This is a genomic window from Fictibacillus halophilus (genome assembly GCF_016401385.1).
GTDB classification, from domain to species: Bacteria; Bacillota; Bacilli; order Bacillales; family Fictibacillaceae; genus Fictibacillus; species Fictibacillus halophilus.
Genome location: NZ_JAEACF010000001.1, coordinates 120,498 through 140,866, shown reverse-complemented (window position 1 = coordinate 140,866; position 20,369 = coordinate 120,498). Strand labels below are relative to the sequence as shown.

Annotated in this window: 18 protein-coding genes; 4 read left to right on the top strand and 14 right to left on the bottom strand. The window is 40.2% G+C overall.

Features of this window, described 5'->3' with window-relative positions; all coding sequences use genetic code 11:
- The first annotated feature begins 209 nt into the window (after positions 1-209).
- The gene (locus tag I5J82_RS00800; RefSeq protein WP_198766235.1) at positions 210-932 is read left to right on the top strand and encodes an amino acid ABC transporter ATP-binding protein; all 723 of its coding nucleotides are present in this window, start codon (positions 210-212) and stop codon (positions 930-932) included.
- Between the two features lie 256 nt (positions 933-1,188).
- On the opposite strand, the gene I5J82_RS00795 is transcribed toward I5J82_RS00800, so the two are convergent.
- The 10 genes from I5J82_RS00795 to I5J82_RS00750 form a co-directional block, all read right to left on the bottom strand.
- Positions 1,189-2,751, bottom strand: coding sequence for a glycine betaine ABC transporter substrate-binding protein (locus I5J82_RS00795; protein ID WP_408610368.1), 1,563 nt, complete (start codon positions 2,749-2,751; stop codon positions 1,189-1,191).
- Positions 2,735-3,889 (bottom strand): ABC transporter ATP-binding protein, encoded by a 1,155-nt coding sequence (locus I5J82_RS00790; RefSeq protein WP_198766234.1) that lies wholly within the window; start codon positions 3,887-3,889, stop codon positions 2,735-2,737. The genes I5J82_RS00795 and I5J82_RS00790 overlap by 17 nt, the downstream gene beginning before the upstream one ends.
- A gap of 210 nt (positions 3,890-4,099) precedes the next feature.
- Complete coding sequence (locus I5J82_RS20580; protein ID WP_332873616.1) at positions 4,100-6,238, bottom strand: YhgE/Pip domain-containing protein; 2,139 nt, start codon at positions 6,236-6,238, stop codon at positions 4,100-4,102.
- 154 nt (positions 6,239-6,392) lie between these two features.
- Complete coding sequence (locus tag I5J82_RS00780; protein ID WP_198766233.1) at positions 6,393-6,965, bottom strand: TetR/AcrR family transcriptional regulator; 573 nt, start codon at positions 6,963-6,965, stop codon at positions 6,393-6,395.
- Positions 6,962-8,239, bottom strand: coding sequence for an ATP-binding protein (locus I5J82_RS00775; protein ID WP_198766232.1), 1,278 nt, complete (start codon positions 8,237-8,239; stop codon positions 6,962-6,964). Before I5J82_RS00775 ends, I5J82_RS00780 begins: the two co-directional genes overlap by 4 nt.
- Before the next feature lie 149 nt (positions 8,240-8,388).
- On the bottom strand, positions 8,389-9,798 hold the full coding sequence (hemY, locus tag I5J82_RS00770) for a protoporphyrinogen oxidase (protein WP_198766231.1): 1,410 nt from the start codon (positions 9,796-9,798) through the stop codon (positions 8,389-8,391).
- A 5-nt stretch (positions 9,799-9,803) separates the two neighbouring features.
- Positions 9,804-10,745 (bottom strand): ferrochelatase, encoded by a 942-nt coding sequence (gene hemH / locus I5J82_RS00765; protein ID WP_198766230.1) that lies wholly within the window; start codon positions 10,743-10,745, stop codon positions 9,804-9,806.
- Positions 10,746-10,751: 6 nt separating this feature from the next.
- Positions 10,752-11,780, bottom strand: a complete 1,029-nt coding sequence (hemE, locus tag I5J82_RS00760) for a uroporphyrinogen decarboxylase (protein WP_198768862.1) — start codon at positions 11,778-11,780, stop codon at positions 10,752-10,754.
- 217 nt (positions 11,781-11,997) lie between these two features.
- Positions 11,998-12,210, bottom strand: a complete 213-nt coding sequence (locus tag I5J82_RS00755) for a hypothetical protein (protein ID WP_198766229.1) — start codon at positions 12,208-12,210, stop codon at positions 11,998-12,000.
- A gap of 10 nt (positions 12,211-12,220) precedes the next feature.
- The gene (locus I5J82_RS00750) at positions 12,221-14,446 is read right to left on the bottom strand and encodes a transglycosylase domain-containing protein (RefSeq protein ID WP_198766228.1); all 2,226 of its coding nucleotides are present in this window, start codon (positions 14,444-14,446) and stop codon (positions 12,221-12,223) included.
- Between the two features lie 158 nt (positions 14,447-14,604).
- Between I5J82_RS00750 and I5J82_RS00745 the strand changes: the two genes are divergently transcribed.
- Positions 14,605-15,096: an antibiotic biosynthesis monooxygenase family protein gene (locus I5J82_RS00745; protein WP_198766227.1), complete on the top strand. Its 492-nt coding sequence runs from the start codon at positions 14,605-14,607 to the stop codon at positions 15,094-15,096.
- Positions 15,093-16,007: a diacylglycerol/lipid kinase family protein gene (locus I5J82_RS00740; RefSeq protein ID WP_198766226.1), complete on the top strand. Its 915-nt coding sequence runs from the start codon at positions 15,093-15,095 to the stop codon at positions 16,005-16,007. Before I5J82_RS00745 ends, I5J82_RS00740 begins: the two co-directional genes overlap by 4 nt.
- On the opposite strand, the gene I5J82_RS00735 is transcribed toward I5J82_RS00740, so the two are convergent.
- Positions 15,985-16,692, bottom strand: a complete 708-nt coding sequence (locus I5J82_RS00735) for a phosphatase PAP2 family protein (protein ID WP_198766225.1) — start codon at positions 16,690-16,692, stop codon at positions 15,985-15,987. The genes I5J82_RS00740 and I5J82_RS00735 overlap by 23 nt on opposite strands.
- Positions 16,693-17,070: 378 nt before the next feature.
- Complete coding sequence (locus tag I5J82_RS00730) at positions 17,071-17,388, bottom strand: DUF3243 domain-containing protein (protein ID WP_198768861.1); 318 nt, start codon at positions 17,386-17,388, stop codon at positions 17,071-17,073.
- A gap of 217 nt (positions 17,389-17,605) precedes the next feature.
- Between I5J82_RS00730 and I5J82_RS00725 the strand changes: the two genes are divergently transcribed.
- Positions 17,606-18,037, top strand: coding sequence for a ferritin-like domain-containing protein (locus I5J82_RS00725; RefSeq protein ID WP_066391396.1), 432 nt, complete (start codon positions 17,606-17,608; stop codon positions 18,035-18,037).
- A gap of 28 nt (positions 18,038-18,065) precedes the next feature.
- On the opposite strand, the gene I5J82_RS00720 is transcribed toward I5J82_RS00725, so the two are convergent.
- Both I5J82_RS00720 and I5J82_RS00715 read right to left on the bottom strand, forming a co-directional pair.
- Positions 18,066-18,839 carry an EcsC family protein gene (locus I5J82_RS00720; protein WP_332873615.1) on the bottom strand — a complete coding sequence of 258 codons (774 nt, stop codon included), beginning with the start codon at positions 18,837-18,839 and terminating at the stop codon, positions 18,066-18,068.
- Between the two features lie 84 nt (positions 18,840-18,923).
- Positions 18,924-20,294 (bottom strand): FAD-binding oxidoreductase, encoded by a 1,371-nt coding sequence (locus I5J82_RS00715; RefSeq protein ID WP_198766224.1) that lies wholly within the window; start codon positions 20,292-20,294, stop codon positions 18,924-18,926.
- Positions 20,295-20,369: the final 75 nt, after the last annotated feature.

Here is a 20,369-nt window from a genome sequence, read left to right as displayed (position 1 = left end):
CAGATTCTCCTCTTAAACATTTGTGGAATCGAATTCATGAAATCGTTTTCATAATCAGAGTATAGTTCACGAAATATTCACAGGTCAATCCTTTTTTTCAGAAAGTTTTGTAATTAAAGATTTCAATTGAAGCAGGAAATACTACGATTCAACCGAACTTATGATAAAATACATACACGATTTTGTTTTGACATGAAAGGAGCCGGACCATGATTAAAGTAAAAAATTTAAAAAAGTCCTTTGGTGATCTTGAGGTTCTGAAGGATATCAATGCAGAAATAAAAGCACAAGAAGTTGTTTGTGTGATCGGCCCTTCTGGCTCAGGAAAAAGTACATTTCTCCGCTGTATCAACAAACTTGAAGATATAACAGGTGGACAAGTCATTGTAAACGGAACAGATATCACAGATCCAAAAACGAACATTAATAAAATTCGGGAAGATGTAGGAATGGTTTTTCAGCAGTTCAACCTCTTCCCTCATAAAACCGTCTTAGAAAACGTAACACTTGCACCTCTTAAAGTGAAAAGCGCCAATAAAGAGGAAACCCGTGACAAAGCGTTGAAACTGCTCGCAAAAGTAGGATTGCAAGATAAAGCAAACGCCTATCCTTCTCAGCTTAGCGGTGGTCAGAAACAGCGTGTTGCCATCGCCCGTGCACTCGCGATGGATCCTAAGATCATGCTCTTTGATGAACCTACCTCTGCACTCGATCCAGAGATGGTCGGTGAGGTATTGGAAGTAATGAAAGACCTTGCCCGAGAAGGAATGACAATGGTCGTCGTAACGCACGAGATGGGCTTTGCACGAGAAGTTGGTGACCGCGTGATCTTCATGGATGGCGGTTATATCGTTGAAGAGAACGTTCCTTCTGAATTGTTCGGAAACACGCAGCACGAGCGTACGAAGTCGTTTTTAAGTAAAGTTTTATAAGACGAGGCCGGTTCCTGATTTTGAGGGACCTGCTTTTTATTTTGCTTTCTATAGTGTGTGTAACTGTCGAATGGCCTTTATTTTTGATTTTAGACTTAATTGGTTTCAATTTTGACTTAATTTGCTGCTGTTTTGACTTAATAGGATACAGTTTCGGCTTAATTAGTTAGCTTTACGACTTAATTGACCTGCTCCCCCCTCACAAACCATCCACAAACAAAAAAACTGGACTCCTTAATAAGTCCAGTTTCTTACTTTATTTGATCAATCCTTTACTTTTCAAGAAATCCTGCGCTACTTCACGGGGATCTTCTTTATCAAGGTCCACTTTCGCGTTCATTTCTGCCATATCTTTTTCAGAGATCTTCCCCTCTAGCTCATTGAGAACACCTTCAAGCTTCGGATACTTCTTCAACGTATCTTCCCTTACAACAGGTACTGCGAAATAGGGAGGGAAGAATTTCTTATCATCTTCCAAAGTCTTTAAATTGAAACGAACAATTCTTCCATCTGTAGTGTAAGCAGGAATCGCATCTACCTTGCCTTCTTTTACAGCAGAATACATCAAGTTCGGATCCAGACTCTTCTTATCCTGAAAGTTAAGTTTATACGTGTCTACAAATGGCGTATAACCGTCCTCACGTTCAAAGAACTCTGTCGGACCGCCGAAAGTAAGCTGGTTTGACTTCGGCGCTAGTTCAGAAATTGACTTTACATTAACTTGTTTCGCCGTATCAGGATTTAATGCTAAGGCATACGTGTTTTCAAAACCGAGCGGCTTCGTCCACTTCAGATTATACTCTTTCGCATATCCTTCTTTTACAGCATCATAAATCTCTTCAGGCTTCATACTCGGATCATATTTTTCTTTTAAAATTGTTAAATAACCTGTACCTGTGTATTCAACATAAAGATCGATATCACCCTTTTTGATCGCTTCTGTAAGAATAGGCGTCTCACCAATCGCTTCTTTAACGATTACAGGGTAATCTGTTTTGTCTTTAACATATTCAGAAATCACATAAGGCAGGATATATTGCTCTGTCCACTTCTTACCTGTGATTACAATCGCATCTTCTTCACCACCACCACGAAATGCGAAGAAAAGAACGAGTGCGGCAATCGGTACTCCAATTAGCACAGGCAGTTTCCATGAACCACGTTTCTTTGATGCTTTAGGCTCAGTAGCTAACTCAATGCGTCGCAGAATAAAGTCAAATACGATGGCAAGCAATGCAGCCGGAATCGCACCTGCTAAGACGAGCTCATTACGTGTTGTGGATAATCCGCGATAGATTAGATCACCTAACCCACCTGCTCCAATAAAAGCCGCAAGTGTAGCTACACCAATCGTTAATACAGTCGCTGTACGCAGACCAGCCATGATAATCGGCAGAGCTAACGGGAGTTCAATCATTCGTAAAATTTGAGTATTCGTCATCCCCATACCTTTACCAGCTTCAACTGCCGATTTATCTACACCCGTAATTCCTGTGTAGGTGTTGCGTAGGATAGGCAGGAGTGCATAAACAGTAAGTGCAATGATGGCAGTTGTACTTCCGATTCCGAATACTGGTAATAAGAATCCGAATAATGCCAAACTCGGTATCGTCTGAAAAATCGCTGTAACCCCAATAACAGGTTCTGCTACCGTTTTTCTTCTAGAAATAAAAATCCCTAAAGGAACGGCAATTACTGCCGCGATCAAGATCGATACAAGTGATAAAAATAAATGCTGTTGAAGTCCTGTAAGAATTTCTGGCCATCTGTTAACAAACGTATCTTTCATCGTGATCAAAAAGTTATTCAAGGACCGCACCTCCCTCAACAGGGTTTTGTGCGGAAATATTTAACCCTGCTAAGCCGCGCATCATGGATGCACGTGTGATTAACCCGACTAATCTCCCATCATCCAGTACCGGAATCATCCGAACACCATGGGTAGCGAAGATTTCTGCAACTTCGGTATATGTAGAGGAGACGTCGACCGTAATGATTTCTTTTTCCATCAGATCACCGATGGTCTTATCTTCTTCAGGATAATGTTGTTCGATTTTATCAAGTGTAGTGATCCCAAGAAGCTTGTTTTGCTGATCTGTGACCAAGAGGCTGTCTACACCATATCTCTTCATCATCTTTAGAGCTTCGGCAAGTCCTCTTGTTACTTTTGCCGTAACTGGGTTTGGTCTCATAAGGTCTACCGCTTCTGGCATGGATGATTCATCAGCGGACAATCTATTCTCACCAATAAACCCTTTAACAAAATCGTTCGCAGGATGACGAAGAATTCGTTCTGGTGTATCGAACTGAATGATCTCACCTTTATTTAGAATTGCGATCTTGTCAGCAATCTTAATAGCTTCGTCCATATCATGCGTAACGAAAACAATTGTTTTCTTAATCGTATCTTGTAACTTAACGAGTTCATCTTGCAGCTGTTCACGGCTGATCGGATCAAGTGCGGAAAATGGTTCGTCCATTAGAATGATAGGGGGTTCTGCAGCAAGTGCTCGAATAACACCAATACGCTGCTGTTGACCACCGCTTAGCTCAGAAGGATATCGCGTTCTGAATGTTTTAGGATCTAATCCAACTAAATCTAGCAATTCATCAACTTTGCCATCATACTTTTCTTTTTCCCACCCTTTTAAACGAGGTACGAGTGAAATGTTGTCTTCTATCGTCATATGAGGCAATAGACCGATTTGTTGAATAACATATCCAATATTCCTTCTCAGCTCAACGGGGTTTCGGTTTGCGATATCTTCTCCATCAATGAGGATCGTTCCTTTTGATGGCTCGATCAAACGGTTTATCATTCTCATGGTTGTTGTCTTCCCACAACCACTAGGCCCGATTAATGCTACTAACTCCCCTTCTTTAATTTGAAAGTCAATATTTTTCAAGGCCTCAAAACCGTCAGGGTACGTTTTCCCTACGTTTTTGAAAGTTATCAAGTTAGGTTCTCTCCTTTACAATTACATAAAATAAGCTGCATCCATTAGAATGTCCATACCTTATGTTTCCCTTGCTTGCTTGCTTGAAAACTTCTTTTCTAAAAGTTTTGATAACATTGGTGCTATTGCTGCAAATAGACTCATTAATCTACTAAGAAACCTACAAAAAAACACCTAAAAGGATAATGTCCCTTTAGGTGTTTTCTAAAATTATGCTACTGAACCTTCATCTTCCGAATTCTTTTTTCTAATCTGACTTGCAAAGTAAGCCCATGTACCAATCATACAGATCGCCATGAAACCTACCATAATCCATAGATTAAAGCTGAAACTTTCCATGTCTCCGCTTGAGATTACCGCTTTAAAGCCAGAAACGGAATATGTCATAGGAAGCCAAGCATTGAATCCTTGAAGTCCGTTCGGAATAAGCTCTAACGGGAATGTTCCTGCACTCGTTGTAAGCTGTAGGATTAAGATAATAATCGCTACAAAACGTCCTGGATCTCCAAGCACCGTAACGAGTAACTGAATGAGAGCTAAGAAAGTAAGACTCGTGATGATACTTAGTCCAATGAACCCTCCTAAGTTGCTCACTTCAATCCCTAGACCATAAAGCAATACCGCATCCGCAATCAGTGCTTGAACAACACCGACTACTGCTAAGAATGTGAATTTACCAGCAAACCAGCTGAATCCTGAACGCGGGTGTCCTGCTTTATCACGCAATGGGAATACGATCGACATCAACAATGCTCCTACGAAAAGTCCTAATGATAAGAAGTAAGGAGCAAAGCCTGTTCCATAGTTTGGAACATCAGAAAAGGTTTTTGTTTTAACAGATACAGGGTTTGCGATTCGTTCGAACATGTCACTGTCTGGATCAAGCTCACCAGTTTTGTCCGCTGCATCACTTAATGAAGAGGAGAGTTTTCCGCTTCCATCAAGCAGCTTCTGTTCACCGTTATGAATTTCCTTAACATGGCCCGTAACTTCTTGCCAGCCTGTTGCAACAGTGGAAGTACCGTCTGCTAACTTGCCACTCGCACCTAACAGTTGCTGGCTACCTGCAGCCGCTTCTCCCAATTTAGATTGGAACGTTTGCGTACCTTCATTTACTTTCGCCTGGCCACTTGCAAGCTGATCGACTCCGTCAACTAGTTTAAGTTGACCGTTATGAAGGTCTTCTGCTCCTTTTGCAACAGCGGTTTGTGAATCGCTTAACTTTTTAGCTCCTGCAGAAAGTTCATTCGCTCCGCCAGCAATCTTACCTGTTGCAGCAGTTAAGCTATCTAAGCCGTTGTTTATACCATTACTAGCTGCCGCAAGTTGTTTTAAGGATGCTGCCATCTGCTCATCTGACATGTTTCCTTGATTTTGAATCAATGCATTAATTTGTTGTTCTAGTTGTTTTGAACCTGCTGTTGCTTTTTGAGCACCAGCGTTCCATTCATTTACTGATCCTGCGAGCGTACTTGCACCAGTTGATAATTTAGATGCACCGCCTTGTAAGGCTAAGCTTCCGTTCTTAATTTTTTCAGAACCTGCTGTCGCTTGACTCAGTCCACCTTTTAAAGCTTGTGCTCCATTATTCAGCTGACCCTGCCCGTCTGCTAGTTGTTTATGAGCAGCAAGCAATTTATCGATTCCACTATCAAACTCGGTCATTTTTGAATTAAAAAGTACAGCTCCATCTTTTAACTCATTAATCTGAGGTGTTTTTTCTTCCATTCCAGAAGCTAGTTCACCACTACCAGAAGCAGCTTTTTTCAATCCATCCGTTACTTGATTGGAGCCATCTGCCGCTTTCTCCAACCCACCAGCCAACTGCTCGACTTGATCAAACATGACCTCGGCATATGTTTTTGTAAGCTCATTAGATAAACTTTCTTTCATTTTATCAACGGCTGTTCCGCCAATTTGTGCGGCTAGAAAGTTAAAGCCAGCGTTCGGTGTATAAATGATCTCAGGCTTTTTGTTCGAATTTCCTGATAGGGCAGTCGCTTCTTCAGAAAAGTTATCAGGAATCTCGATCATCATATAATAATCGTTATGCTCCAAACCTTGCTTTGCTTTTTCTTCGTTAACGAATTCCCACTCAAACTGTGGATTCTCTTTGAGTTTTTTTACAAACTCATCTCCAACGGTTAAATTTTCACCGTTATATTCATAGCCTTCATCTTGATTGACTACGGCCACTGGCAGATCTTCCATCTTGTCATACGGATCCCAGAACGCCCATAGAAACATTCCGCTGTATAACACAGGTATAAATAGAACCGCTAAGACCGGTACAGCAATTTTTCTGTTTGAGAAAACTGCTTTAAATTGAGCTCCGATACTTTTTAGCACAGTTGTTCACTCCTCCTAATACTGAATGACTATTTTAGTCATTTGGTCATTTTACGGTAAAAAAAGAGACTCTTACAGTCCGCTTTTTCGAAAATGACCGAAATAGAAATTTGGTCACAACTTAATGTAACATGTTTTTCTTCCTTCTGCAATACTATGTTTTCCTTAAACCATCCATTACAAACATCTCCAAAACTTCAAGCATCTTTTCTTTTTGAAGAGCTTCATGATCACGTTCCCAATCAAAAATAAGAGCGATGTATACCTTGACCATCATAAACGCCACAATATCTGTATGACATTCTTTGATCTCGCCTTTTTCAACCGCTTTATCCAGCTCTTTTTGAACAAAACTCAATACCGCTTTTTCGATCCTCTGCAAAGCCTCAGTTACAGGTGAAGTATTTAACTCTTTCACTTCTTGAGAAAGTTTAACGGCTAACTTGTGCGTTTTACGAAGTTCAACAACTTCATACAGTGCATTGTGCAAGTTTTCATAAAAAGGGCGCTCCTCTTTAATTGCCGAAGAAGCCGCTAACTTCGTCTCTGTTACTAGGTTTGTGATAATTTCCGAAAATAATTCTTCTTTGTTTGCGAAAAAAGTATAGATCGTTCCTTTTCCAACGTTTGCGATCTTAGCGATCTGATCCACTGTACTCGCCTTATAGCCGAACATAGAAAAAGAACGCTCTGCTGCATCTAGAATACTTTTTCTGCGGTCCATCATCCCACCTCCTCACCATTAACAATATTTCGTTTCGTACATAACTGCAAGGTTAAAAGGACTCTGGTGCCTTCATTAAGTACGCTCTCATACCGAAGTTTCCCGTCCATATCTTGAATCAGTTTATAAGTTACCATCATACCCAACCCCGTGCCTTTTGCTTTCGTTGTATAAAAAGGTAACCCGATCTGTTCGAGTTCCTCTTCTGTCATACCTTTACCATTGTCTTCAATCGCGATGGTAATACTTCTTTTTGTCACTTTATAGCGATATAGATGGATCGTACCTCCCTCTTCAATCGCTTCTATCCCGTTTTTAATAATATTTATTAAACATTGCTTAAGTTTTGGTTCATCAATGCACACATTGTAAGAACCTAATGGACTAGCGGTGACCTCAACATTATTTATCGCTCCGTATGGGGCTGTAAGGGCAATGACATCTCTTAACACTTTTTCAAGTGGTACTGTCTCAAGCTTAGGAACATCAGGCTTAACCATGGACAAATAGTCTGTGATAATCTTGTTCGTTCGATCTAATTCTTCGATTAAGAGTGGCGAATGCTCTCTCAACTTAGCATCAGTTGTCGTGCTGCCAAGAAACTGAATCATTCCACGAATCGTCGTCATCGGGTTTCTGACTTCGTGCGCGATTGCTGCTGCCATCTGTCCGGCAACTGCAAGCTTATCTAAGTAAACGGTTTCCTTTAACTGCATGTTGATTTTAACAAGCCTCTCGATTAAGAAGATACAAGAAAAGAACGCAATCAAAAAGCTCGAGAAATAGACGAGATAAAAATCGATTGTCAGAAAATCAAGATATGTATGAATGAACAACATATAAAAAAGTGTATAAACCAAAGCGATATAGATCGCAGAAATCCATCTGCGCTTATCTTCATCAAAGAATCCATGATAGATCAAGCAAACCACATATGCTAGTAGGATTAATACAATTCCAAGCCATGCCAATTCTCCACCCACGACTATTCTTGCAATGGCAACAATCAACGAACAAATTGCCCCCGGAAGCCAGCCTACATACAATGTGACAATCATGATTGGAACATTTCGAAGATCAAAAAAAGATTCCTTTAACGTTTCAATGGGAAACAGCATGCAAACCAGTGCACCAGCACCACTGATCAAACCAAAGACGATCTGATTTTTATAACTCGGAATGACACCAGGATGAAGGGGAAAGAACATGTTCAAAAGATGTGTAAAAGAAAATATGATTGCAATATTTACAAATAACGGCTCAATAAATGCTTGCACAGCGCTTCCCCCTTCCTTTTTTTCTCCCTACAGTATAGCAGAAACATTCTACAAGAAAATATAAAAAACGACAAACATATCCATTTGCCGTTTAATTCTTAACATATTTATTATTTTGTTGTTTAGATTCAGTGACTTAACGTTCAAAATCATTTTGAGCTGAACAAAGAATCCACAGCCATTTTTGCTGAATTTACACAATCTGGCAATCCCACACCATCATATGGAGCTCCGGCTAGTTTGACGCCAGGCAGCTCATTCTGAAACGCTGTTCTGAGCTTTTTCACATACTCTTTATGTCCAACTTCATATTGCGGCATTGAATCAATCATTCTGGATACATGATAGAATTCGGGCCGAGCATCCACACCCATGATCTTCTTCAAATCATCTAATACTTTTTCTAAAATAACTTCATCTGGTTGTTGAACGATGTCCTGATCTTCTGCACGCCCTACATAACAACGAAGGACCACTTTTCCTTTAGGGGTCGTATGGGGCCACTTCCGGCTCGTCCACGTACACGCCGTAATCGATGTGTTTTCACTTTTAGCAATAACAAAACCTGTTCCATCAAGACTAAAGTTCACGTCTTCCTCGTTAAAACTCATCGCAACTGTTGCTACTGAAGTTGGCTTCGTGTCGTGAAAACCAAGTGGAAACAGAGATTCGCCAAAGAGTTTCTTCGTGATAGGGTAAGGTGTCGTGACGATAACATGATCACCTATCAGAACCGAACCATCTTCCATCATCACAGAGTAGGTTCCATCTTCAGACCGCTCGACAGCCTTAACGTGAACACCTGTTTTTATGCTCTCTTTTGGTACTGCATTTGATAGAGCTTCAATGAAAGAGGAAAGCCCACCTTTAAGTGTTAAAAAAACACCTTTTTTCTTCTTCGCAATCGGCGCATTCTCTTTTTTAGGCTGTGTCTTTTTCATCCCTATAATTAAACTTCTATATTTCTCTTCCGTCTCTACAAACTGCGGAAAAGTAGACTGCAGGCTAAGTCGATCAATTCTTCCAGCATAAATCCCAGATAACAAAGGTTCGATCAGCCGATCAACGACTTCATCTCCAAGACGTCTTCTAAAAAAATGACCTACAGAAATATCTTGTTGAGCGTTTTTTCGTTTAGGAAGGACAAGATCTAATCCTGCTCTTGCCTTGCCAGCAACAGAGAAAAGAGGCGTGGTCGCAAACGGCATCACTTTAGTTGGGATACCCATTACAGCTCCTTCTGGAATAGGATGAAGCTTCATATTATGCAAAATATAAGCTTGACCTGTTTCATTCGAAACCAAATCGTCACCTAGACCCACGTCTTTAACAAGTTCTGTCATCACTGTTTTTCTAGCAAGATAGGAATCTGGGCCTCGCTCTAGCACAAATCCATCTTCTTTAATGGTATCAATTTTACCGCCAAGACGGTCGCTTGCTTCTATGACCGTGAAGGTTATTGGCTTACCTGTTTCTTTTGCATGCTTCTGAACATAAAAGGCAGCGGCTAAACCTGTTATGCCGCCGCCCAATATTATAACGTGCTTTCGCTCGTTCATTTCTTTCACATTCTTTCTTTTGCTAGTGCGTTTTCAATGACCGTTGCCAAACAGTCTATAAACTCAGGTTTTGCGTTCGGCATCTCAGGACGATAATAGTTAACGCCCAACTCATCTGTGACTACTTTACACTCATAGTCATTGTCATATAAAACTTCTAAGTGATCGGCAACAAAACCAACCGGACAATAGATAAAATGCTTGTAGCCATGCTCGTTATAGAGATCACGCGTTAGATCCTGAACGTCTGGTCCGATCCACGGTTCAGGTGTATTACCAGCACTCTGCCAGCCGATCGTATAGTGCGGAACATTCGCTTCTTTCGCAATCAGATCAGCTGTTTCCTGAAGCTGCGTCGGGTAAGGATCTCCCATTTGAAGGATCTTTTCTGGCAGACTGTGTGCGGAGAAGATCACAACGGTTTTGTCATGCTCGTTCTCTGGAATGGAGTTAAACGTTTGTTTAATCCCATCTGCCCAAAATTGGACATATTTCGGCTCGTCATACCAGCTATCGATCGTCATGAAAGATGGTCCACCTATCTTTGCAGACTCTTCCACTGCACGTCCGTTGTATGATTTTACGCTGAACGTTGAATAGTGAGGAGCAAGTACAAGTGTTACTGCTTCTTCAATTCCATCTTCCTTCATCTGCTGCACAGCATCTTCAATGAAAGGATTAATATGCTTTAGACCAAGATAGCTTTTAAACTCACGGTCGGGGTAACGTTGATTCATCTCTGCTTCAATTTTTTGCGCTTGCTCTTCTGTAATCTTAGCAAGCGGTGAGATTCCACCGATCTGCTCATAGCGTTCCGTAAGTTCTTGTAGCTGTTCAGGAGAAGGCTTACGTCCCCGTCTTATGTGTGTGTAATAGCTTTCTACTTCATCCAGACTTCTTGGCGTACCGTACGCCATAATTAATAGACCTGTTTTCTTATTACTCACTCTTTATCACCCTAGTTTTTTTGACGTATATTCATGAACAAAGGTGGTCAACTGCTTTAATGTTGCAATGTTTACCTCAGGGAAAATACCTTTTCCAACATTGAATATAAAGCCTGGTTCTTCCATACCCTCATCCAAAATTTCTTTCGTACGTGCTTCGATAACTTCCCATGGCGCAAGTAGAATGGAAGGATCTAAGTTTCCTTGAAGTGCCTTTGTCACACCCATCTGACGCGCTTCTCTCGGAGATAATCTCCAATCAAGCCCGATTACATCGATCGGAAGCTCGTTCCACTCCATAACTAAGTGTCTTGCACCTGTTCCGTATAGAATCAACGGAATATTTTCTTCTCGCAGTGATGAGAAGATTTTATACATAACAGGCTGAATGTATTTTCTGTAATCAGCAGCATTTAATGCGCCGACCCATGAATCAAAGATCTGAAACGCTTGTGCGCCGGCTGCAATCTGTGCTTTTGCATAAGCGATCGTCATATCGCCTAGCTTGTCCATTAGCATGAACCAGCTTTCAGGGTCAGAGTACATCAGCTGCTTAGTTTTATGATAATCGCGTGAAGGACCTCCTTCAACCATATAGCTCGCAAGCGTAAATGGAGCACCTGCAAATGTGATAAGTGGCACTTCTAACTGCTGTCTTAAAATTTTGATCGTATCTAAAACATAAGGTACGTCTTTCTCAGGATTGATGGTCCCTAAGCGCTCTACATCCTCGCGTGTTCGTACAGGCTTATCAATCACTGGTCCAATTCCTGATTTAATCTCTACATCTACTCCAATCGCTGGGACTGGAGACATAATGTCTTTATAAAGAATGGCAGCATCCACTCCATGCTGATCTACAGGGAGCTTCGTAACGCCAGCGCACATCTCTGGTCTATGTGTGATTTCAAATAGTGAATACTTCTCTTTCAGTTTATGGTACTCTGGCTGGGAACGGCCCGCCTGTCTCATGTACCATACAGGAATATGTGAATTTTTCTCCTTACGACACGCTTTCAAAAACTCTTCATTCATAGTCAAAACGTACACACCTTTCTATACAAGACCAAAAGCTGCAGCACTATTGTTATCTCCTAGCTGCTGAAACTTAAAACCTTTAACGTCAATATCCATACACATTGTAAGGGAATTCATAATAAAAGTATAGAAGATAAGCTTAATTGTCATGATTTTGGCAAAATGGATGTTCATTGGATGCTGAAAGCCTTTACAGATGCATGCTGCTTAAACCCTATGAGATAAGTAAATGATGGATTTGGTCTTCGAGCGCATCGATTAAGTCAAAAGTGGCATCAATTAAGTCGAAATGAGCAACCATTAATCGGAAACACTCCACAATTAAGTCTAAGATGAAAAATATAGGCATTACGACACCGTTCGACTCCCTCGCTCCACTTCCAACTTCCAAGCTCTCATCAAAAAAGAAGACGGCCTCGCAGACCATCTTCCACCTCTTAATCCTCATTTTTCTTCTTTTTCTTCTTTTCTTTTTCACGATCTTTTCGAATCTTCTCTCTTTCATCTTTCTTATCTTCCTCACCAAAACTCGGGAAAAGGGAGATCGACACCACATTTGACGGCTCTCCTTCTTGTTTTGTAAGAGGATTGTATGGAACGACATAGAAGTCTGGCAGTGTGAAGAGATTCTTGCCTGAAGCACTATACTCTCCTTCACCTTTTAACGTATCTAAAAGAGTAGTTTCTCCTTCATTCACCGCATAAACCTTATATTGCAGACGCTCGTCTTTAGACGGAGTCCAGTTCAGTTTAACCGAAGGAACTCCATAGTCCCCCATTCCAAATGAAGCACGCAGATCGTTTAACTCAATAAGCTCGATTGGCGGCGCTAGATCTTTTACCCCGTCAGGTTTTTTGAACGACAGACCTTGTTGAGACGGCATTTCGTTGATCACTTGTTTAAATAGGAGTGTGGGTAGAGAACTGCCGCTGTTAAGATAAGATTCTTCGGTTGTTCGATCATAACCGACCCATACTGCACCGACTACTTCTGGCGTATACCCGACAAACCATGTATCTTTGTTTCCTTTTTCAACGTTTGGATAGTTTGTGGTACCCGTCTTTCCTGCGATCTCCATATTCTCTCTTCCATCAGATCCTGTTCCATTCTTTACGACTTGTTGAAGCATACGAGTCATGTACCATGCGTTTTGTCTTTTCCAAACTTTCTTTTCTTCTTGTTTTGCCTTTCCTATCAGATCTCCTTCGTTGTTATAGATCTTACTGATCACATAAGGCTCGATCGTCTTACCTTCATGAAGGAAACTGCGATATCCTTTTACCATTTGCAATGGTGTTACCCCTTGATCAATGCCACCTAGCGCGATTCCGAGTCCTTTGTCCTCAATCGGCATGCCAAGCTGTTCGAGGTAACTTTTTGAATCAGATATTCCATTCTTGTTTAATAGCCATACTGCCGATGCATTTACAGAGTGAGAAATGGCGTCTACCATGGAAACTTCTCCATCGTATCTACCGTTATAATTCTTAGGTTCATAACCGTCATAGCTTAATTCTTCATCACGCAGCATAGAATAGGGTTTGTATTTTTCAGTTTCAAGAGCCGGACCATACACGGATAAAGGCTTAAACGTTGAACCAGGCTGGCGATTGACCTGTACCCGATTTAGTCCCTCTGTAACATAATTTCGTCCACCTTGAACAGCAAGCAGACCACCTGTTTTTCCATTCATCAGCACCATTGCGCCTTCGGGTTTTTCCTGGCCTGTACCAACAAAATAGCGGCCGTCTTGAAAGCTCTTATAAACTGAATCTTGTGCAGCGAGATCCATAGGAACGACTATTTTATAACCGCCTTGTCGCAGCTCTTCTCTTGAAATTTGGTATTTTTCTTTTGCTTCTTTTATCACCATATCAATATACGTTGTATAAGCCGGGTTTCGTTTTTCTTGCTGAAAATCAAGAGCGATCGTTTTCCCTTGCGCTCTTACCGTTTCAGTAGGTGTCAGATAATCTTGCTTCTCCATGAGCGTAAGAACGAGATCCCGCCGCTCTTTCGCCTCCTTAAGATTTTTTAGTGGAGAATAATAGTTAGGTGCTTTAGGAAGACCCGCAAGCATCGCACCCTCTGCTACTGTTAAATCGCTGACATCCTTATTAAAATACGTTTTTGCAGCGAGCTGGATTCCGTATGCGCCATGACCGAAATAGATTTGATTCAAATACATCTCCAAAATTTTATCTTTCGGGTATCTTCTTTCCAGATTGATAGCAATAACTGCTTCCTTTGTCTTTCTTAGCCATGACTTTTCATGAGATAAAAAAACATTTTTCGCTAGCTGCTGCGTGATCGTACTGCCGCCTTCGACTTTTCCTCCAGCTAAAATATCTTTATAGATAGCACGCGAGATCGCTTTTACATCAATTCCATTATGCTTATAGAAACGGCTGTCTTCAACGGCCACAAACGCTTCTTGCACATGTTTTGGGATATCTTCAATGTCGACGATCTCTCTATTTTCATCATAGATCTTCGTAATTTTATCTCCGTTCTCGGCAACGAGGACAGTGGCTGAATCCATCACAAGATCTTTTTCATCAATAACATAATCTCCAGCTAAAATAATGAAAAGATAGGCAAAAAAACCTATTATAAGTGAACCCACTAATATACCGAGTCCGACGAGACTTCTCTTTACCATAACCAACCCTCATTTCATTCTAGGTCGAAAAGTTCATTTTATATAATTTTCCCTTAGTTGGAAAGTATATTACAAGTATCCAACTTCTTACACTGTTTAATGTGCTGAACGGTTGGGTAAAACAAAGGTAAATCAATAAAAAAAGGGCAGGGATTCCTATGAACATATATATTACTTATGGGACTTTAGACTATTTAGCAACAATCCAGGAAAAATACGATGGAGCTCTCCTGCTAGAAGGCGACTCTAATTCTGCTCTCGTGATTGAAACAGATGAAGAGAATCCATTTACAGAAAAACATGAGTATGAAGTAATAAACCAAAGAGGCTCCTTAACAGGTGCCGGTTTTGTTGTTATGAACCACATTCCGGTATCAGAAGAAGGACGATCACTTTTTGAAGAACGCTTCCAAAATCGTGCTGGGCTTGTTGAAAACGAACCAGGCTTTACTGGCATACGAATTTTACGACCTCTTCAACAAGATCCTTATATCGTAATGACACTTTGGAATTCACATGCTGACTTTACGAACTGGCAACAATCCAAAGCTTATGAAGAAGCTCATAAGAATAGAGGCACATCAAAAGCACTTCCAGAAACACTTTTTACAGGAAAGTCATTCGTAAAAGAATACATGGTAGCGAAATGACTAGAAATCCCTCAACCATAAAAAGAGCTTCTGTCATACTTAACCCTTCTGCCGGACAAGGTAGGTTGCTTAATCAATGGAATGCTGTGCTAGAGCAGCTTAAAATTGGTTTTGAAGACGTTCAAGTTTATGAGACGACTGCTCCTGGCGAAGGTGCTTCATTCGTTAAGGAGCTAGAAGGTAATACTGATTTAATCATAGCCGCGGGTGGTGACGGTACGGTACATGAAATTGCAGAAGCTGTATTGTCTATTGAAGAGAATCAACCGGCTTTCGGAATCTTGCCAGGAGGAACATGCAATGATTTTTCGAGAGCTTTAGGCATGAACCAAAATCCTATTAAAGCAGCACAACAGCTTAGTGAAAAAAAGTTTAGCCTCATTGATGTTGGAGAGTTTAACGGACATTTCTTTACAAACTTCTGGGGTGTTGGATTGATCACACATGTTTCAGAATCTATTGATCCAGATACAAAAGAAAAGTTTGGCCGACTTTCTTATTATTTATCTGCGGCTAAATCCTTTCAAACGTGGGAGCCATTCCACATCTCTGTTTCTTCTAAAGAGTTCCAATTTGATGGACAAGCTGCCATGTTTCTTGCTGTAAACGGCCCATTTACCGGTGGGATCCGTCCCTTCTTTCCCGATACAGATATACAAGACGGAAAGCTCGATTGCTTGCTGATTGAAGAACCTTCCACATCGTTTATTTGGGACGTCCTCCTGAATCGATTATCCGATACTTCAAAAGAAGGACAAGGGTACCATTATTTTCAAAGCTCAGAGATCAGCATAAAAACAGCTCCCCAACAGCTTATTGACTGTGATGGAGAGCGTCAGCATCGTACACCTGCCGTTATTAAATGTTTGCAAAATCAACTACTCACACTTACTGGGGATGTTTCCTTTTAAAAAAAGGAAGCGTCCTTTTTTGATACGCTCTTATGGATTCACGGCCACCTACACAGAGCAGTAGCCAAACCGTTCCAGCACTAAATCCAGCTGCTATGTCAGATGGATAATGAACGCCTAAATAGACACGGCTAAAACCAATAAGAAGAATCGTGGATATAAATGCAATCGTAAGAAGGATTTTAAGTGGCTTTCCTCTTCTGCTTCTTACGACCAAGTAGCCAAGAAAACCATAATAGATGAGACTGCCCATCGCATGTCCACTTGGATAACTGAAACCTTGTTCGACGATCAGGCTATCTTCTGGACGTATTCTTCCAAACCAATGTTTCAACCCTAGGTTTAAAAGACCTCCTCCGGCAACAGCAATCAAATAGAAAATCGCACCCCAATAGTTCTTCCGTTTCGCGATTAACCAGATAAGACTTCCTACTAACAAGAGAGTTAATATGTTTTTCGACCCAAAAAAAGTAATTACTTTCATTACTTCGGTTAGAGTGTCACTTCTAATATCCGTTACATATTGAATGATCACTTGATCAAACTCAAATACCTCGTTTTCCATCAAGTCTTCCGAAAGCTCAAAAAAGACATTTAACGATAAGAACGAAAGACCTAATCCGCTTATGATATATATTAGAGGAAGGATTGGAAAGGGTAGTTTTTTGGCCAGTTCTCGTAACATAAAATTCTCCTCAACATCTTTTCTTTTTAACTTTTACTTATTTTTCTCAAGGTTGTTGCATAGAAAAGTTTCAATAGCTCTTTTCTATAAATTGTTTTCACCTTTTAATCTTATTAAATCTAAGTTTTCACTCTTTTTTCTTTGGATAAACCACTTTAAAACATTGTCGTTTTTTTAAAGTAGTTTGTAAACGGTCATTGAGGTGAATTTATTGACGTTTTAGCAAATTTTATTGCTTTTACAGCTTTTCAAACGAACGATTACTACCGGCATGGTTTCATTCCATGAATAGATTTCACAAAACATAACTCTCCCTGACAGATAACGACAAGTGTAATAAAAAAAGCCGCTCAGCGATGAGCAGCTTTTACATGTATGCTATTTAACAAGCTTAACTAACATATGAGCAAGCTTATGACGCTCTTCTTGCTCTCCAACTTTCCATAGTTCTTTTAAGAGGTTCTCTTCTGAGTTACGAGGCTCCTCATGGTTAGCTAAGTAATCTGCTACTTTCTCTGCAGTTTTTGCCAATGTTTCTTCGCTCATGCCCATTTTTTCACCAATTTGCACTTTGCCGTGCAAGTAGCTCTTAAATTCATCAAAGTTTGATAAGATCTCGTCTTTTTTGCTCTCACTCATACGGCTTGCTGTTTCTTCTACCTTACTTGTGTCAACATTACGCTCTTCATCAACCATGTGTCTGCTATCCATTTTTGTTACCTCCTTAGAATTTTGTATCACTTTTGTTCAACATTTGTTTCATGCATAGTAGTCTTTTACCGATTTTTCCAATCCCTAAACCTCATTCTACAGTTCCATTGTTTTTTAGTTCGTCTATCCTATAAATTTTGTTTATGGTGGCGAGAAAAGGGGAAGGATATCTCTGTAGAACAAGATTCAGGAGGTTATACAAATGGAAAAAGACTTACAAGCACTAATCGATGGACTAAATGAGGATCTTGCAAACGAGTACTCTGCAATCATTATGTACAACCATAATGCAGCTACGGTTTCTGGTTTGTACCGTCAAATTCTAAAACCTTTCTTCCAAAGTGAAATTGCTGATGAGCAAGGACATGCTCTATATTTAGCAGAAAAGATTAAAACACTTGGAGGTACACCAACTACTCAACCAAAACCGGTTAAACAAGTAGAGAGTGTTCGTGAAATGTTAGAAGAAGCTCGAAACGCTGAGGAAGATACAATCAGACGTTATGAAGAACGAAAAGAGCAAGCATCTAACTTAAAATTGACTGAGCTTGTCGTTCAGTTAGAAGATATGATTGCTGATGAGACGAAGCACAAAGAGGAAATGGACCGCCTATTAAGCGACAGTCGTTTCTAGTATACAAACTTGTACAAGCACCCGCAATTTATTGCGGGTGCTTGTTTTGTATAATCCTCTTCTTTTTTTCATCTGTTAGTAAACGCCATCTAAAACAATTTTTTGCCACATGACCTAAATCATCAAGAAAATGATAGTTCGCATATGCCCCAACAATGGCTCCTAATCCTGGAACCATCTGAAGCATTTTTATTAGATCGATATGATCTCGATAGTCTTGTTGCAGTTCTTGCCAATTCATTTGGTTGATTGATTCAGGAGACTCAGGAAATTCTTGAATTGTCTCTTTCCATGAGATAACCCTTTGAAATGCCTCTTCTCGTTTGTGTGGATCAGAAAAAGCAAGCCGAAATACATGAAGAATAAAGATCCGTTCTTTGTAGTCTCTAACATCCAATCCATAAATACTTGCTGCTTCAAATAAAAACTTCATTTTGATTCCTAACAATAAGGGAAAATCTGCAATGCCGAGCAAAATGCCACCAGCACCTGTTCCCGCTCCTTCTATCGCTGCTGTTCTTTTGTAAAAAGAAAGCCGATCTTCAAATTTATAATCACGCTCTCGTAAATCTGCTGTAAACTTAAACGTTTTTTTAGTCGTATATTCAGAACCGATTAAAGTAGCTTTAATCATATGTTTCATACTTGATGTCATGACATCATGCACTTTTTGCGGTATTTTTTCATTGATCTTCGTTTGAAGAGATTTCGTTGTTTTATTCCATAGCGAGGGCCGTTTGCACATTTCAGTTTCCCATTTTTTAAGTTCTGTTAGTACTTGTTCTTCATAAGTGTTCATCATCTACCTACCTCCCTCCATCTTCCATCTATACGGTAATAGTGTGATCTTAGTTTCGATATTATGCCCTCACATTGTTTTTACATCTTAAAGATTAATATTTGCAGTTGGAATACCTAATGGAAACTTAAACACGTTTTCAGGATCATATTTTGTTTTCACCTCAATTAAGCGAGGCAAGTTAACAAAGTAACATTGTTCAAGCCAATTCTTAATACAATTATCATGAAAATTTACATAAGCTCCATCTGCATAAGGAAGTAAAGAATTCCTTAAACTTTCTACCCACCGTGTATTTATGTTTGCTTCATTTTCATTCTGCCACTTAGTGATATATAACAAGCTGAACAATGCTTCTCTATGAACATAAGCCGTTTCAGTCGGTCCTATACAAGCTGCTTTTCCCGATAGGGCTTGCAGCTGCACTTTATTATCAATACTAGGTGATTTTGATAGAAATTCTTTCAGTTTTTTTATCGCTCTTATCGGTAACTGCATACTCGCAAACGCACCTGTATTCTTAAAAGGATGCGCATCAGGATCACCGTGGTTAACAGCGTACTCCATCATATTAGGCATCATTCCTCCAAATATCTTAACAGCATCGATATATGGTACGCTCTTAACTTCCATTTCCTTAGGCGGATATGCGGTTAAAAGGGGCTTAAGTAACTTTTTCAGTTCATCCGTACTGCCAAGGAATTCACCTAATGCACGCAGCTCACCTATGTCTTTTGTTAGAAGATCAATAATGGCTGTTAATCTATCGTCTGTGTAAGGAGCCCATTTTTGCCATGAATCCACGACTTTTTCAAATCCTTTAAAGTCCCAAGTAATTTTAAAGATGGCAACTTCATCAACGGGAACAACTTGAAAACGAAATGATGTAACCACACCAAAGTTTCCACCCCCACCCCCTCTTGATGCCCAAAATAAATCAGCGTTCTTATACTTATTGGCTATGATAATCTTTCCGTTTGCATCTACCATCTCCAGCTCAAGAAGCTGATCGATCAGCATGCCATAAGGACGGGTTAACATCCCCCACCCTCCACCGAGCGTTAAGCCTGAGAGTCCTACTGATGGACAAGTACCTCCTGGGATCGTGAAACCTTCTTCATACAATTTTTCATATAGTGGGAAAAGCAATGAACCTGCACCAAGTACGGCGGTTTTTGTTTTGCGATCCACCTTTACTTCATTCATATCGCTGATGTCGATCACTAAACCGCCATTTAATGATGAATAAGCTTCATAACTATGCCTTCCTGTACGAATCCGAAACTTAACATTCTTCTTTCTTGCCCACCGGATTGCGTTTGAAACATCCTTAGTAGTTGCACAAAAATTGATTATCAAAGGAAATAAGTTAAAACGAGTATTGAACTCTTCTCGTGCCAGGTCATAGTCAGGATTTCCCGGTGTTACAATCCGTCCTGTTAATCCATAAGTATTCATGAGACCCGCTCCCTTCCATAAAACTTATATGCATAAGCTATGAAAGATGCCCAAAATCTGATTACAAAAAAACTT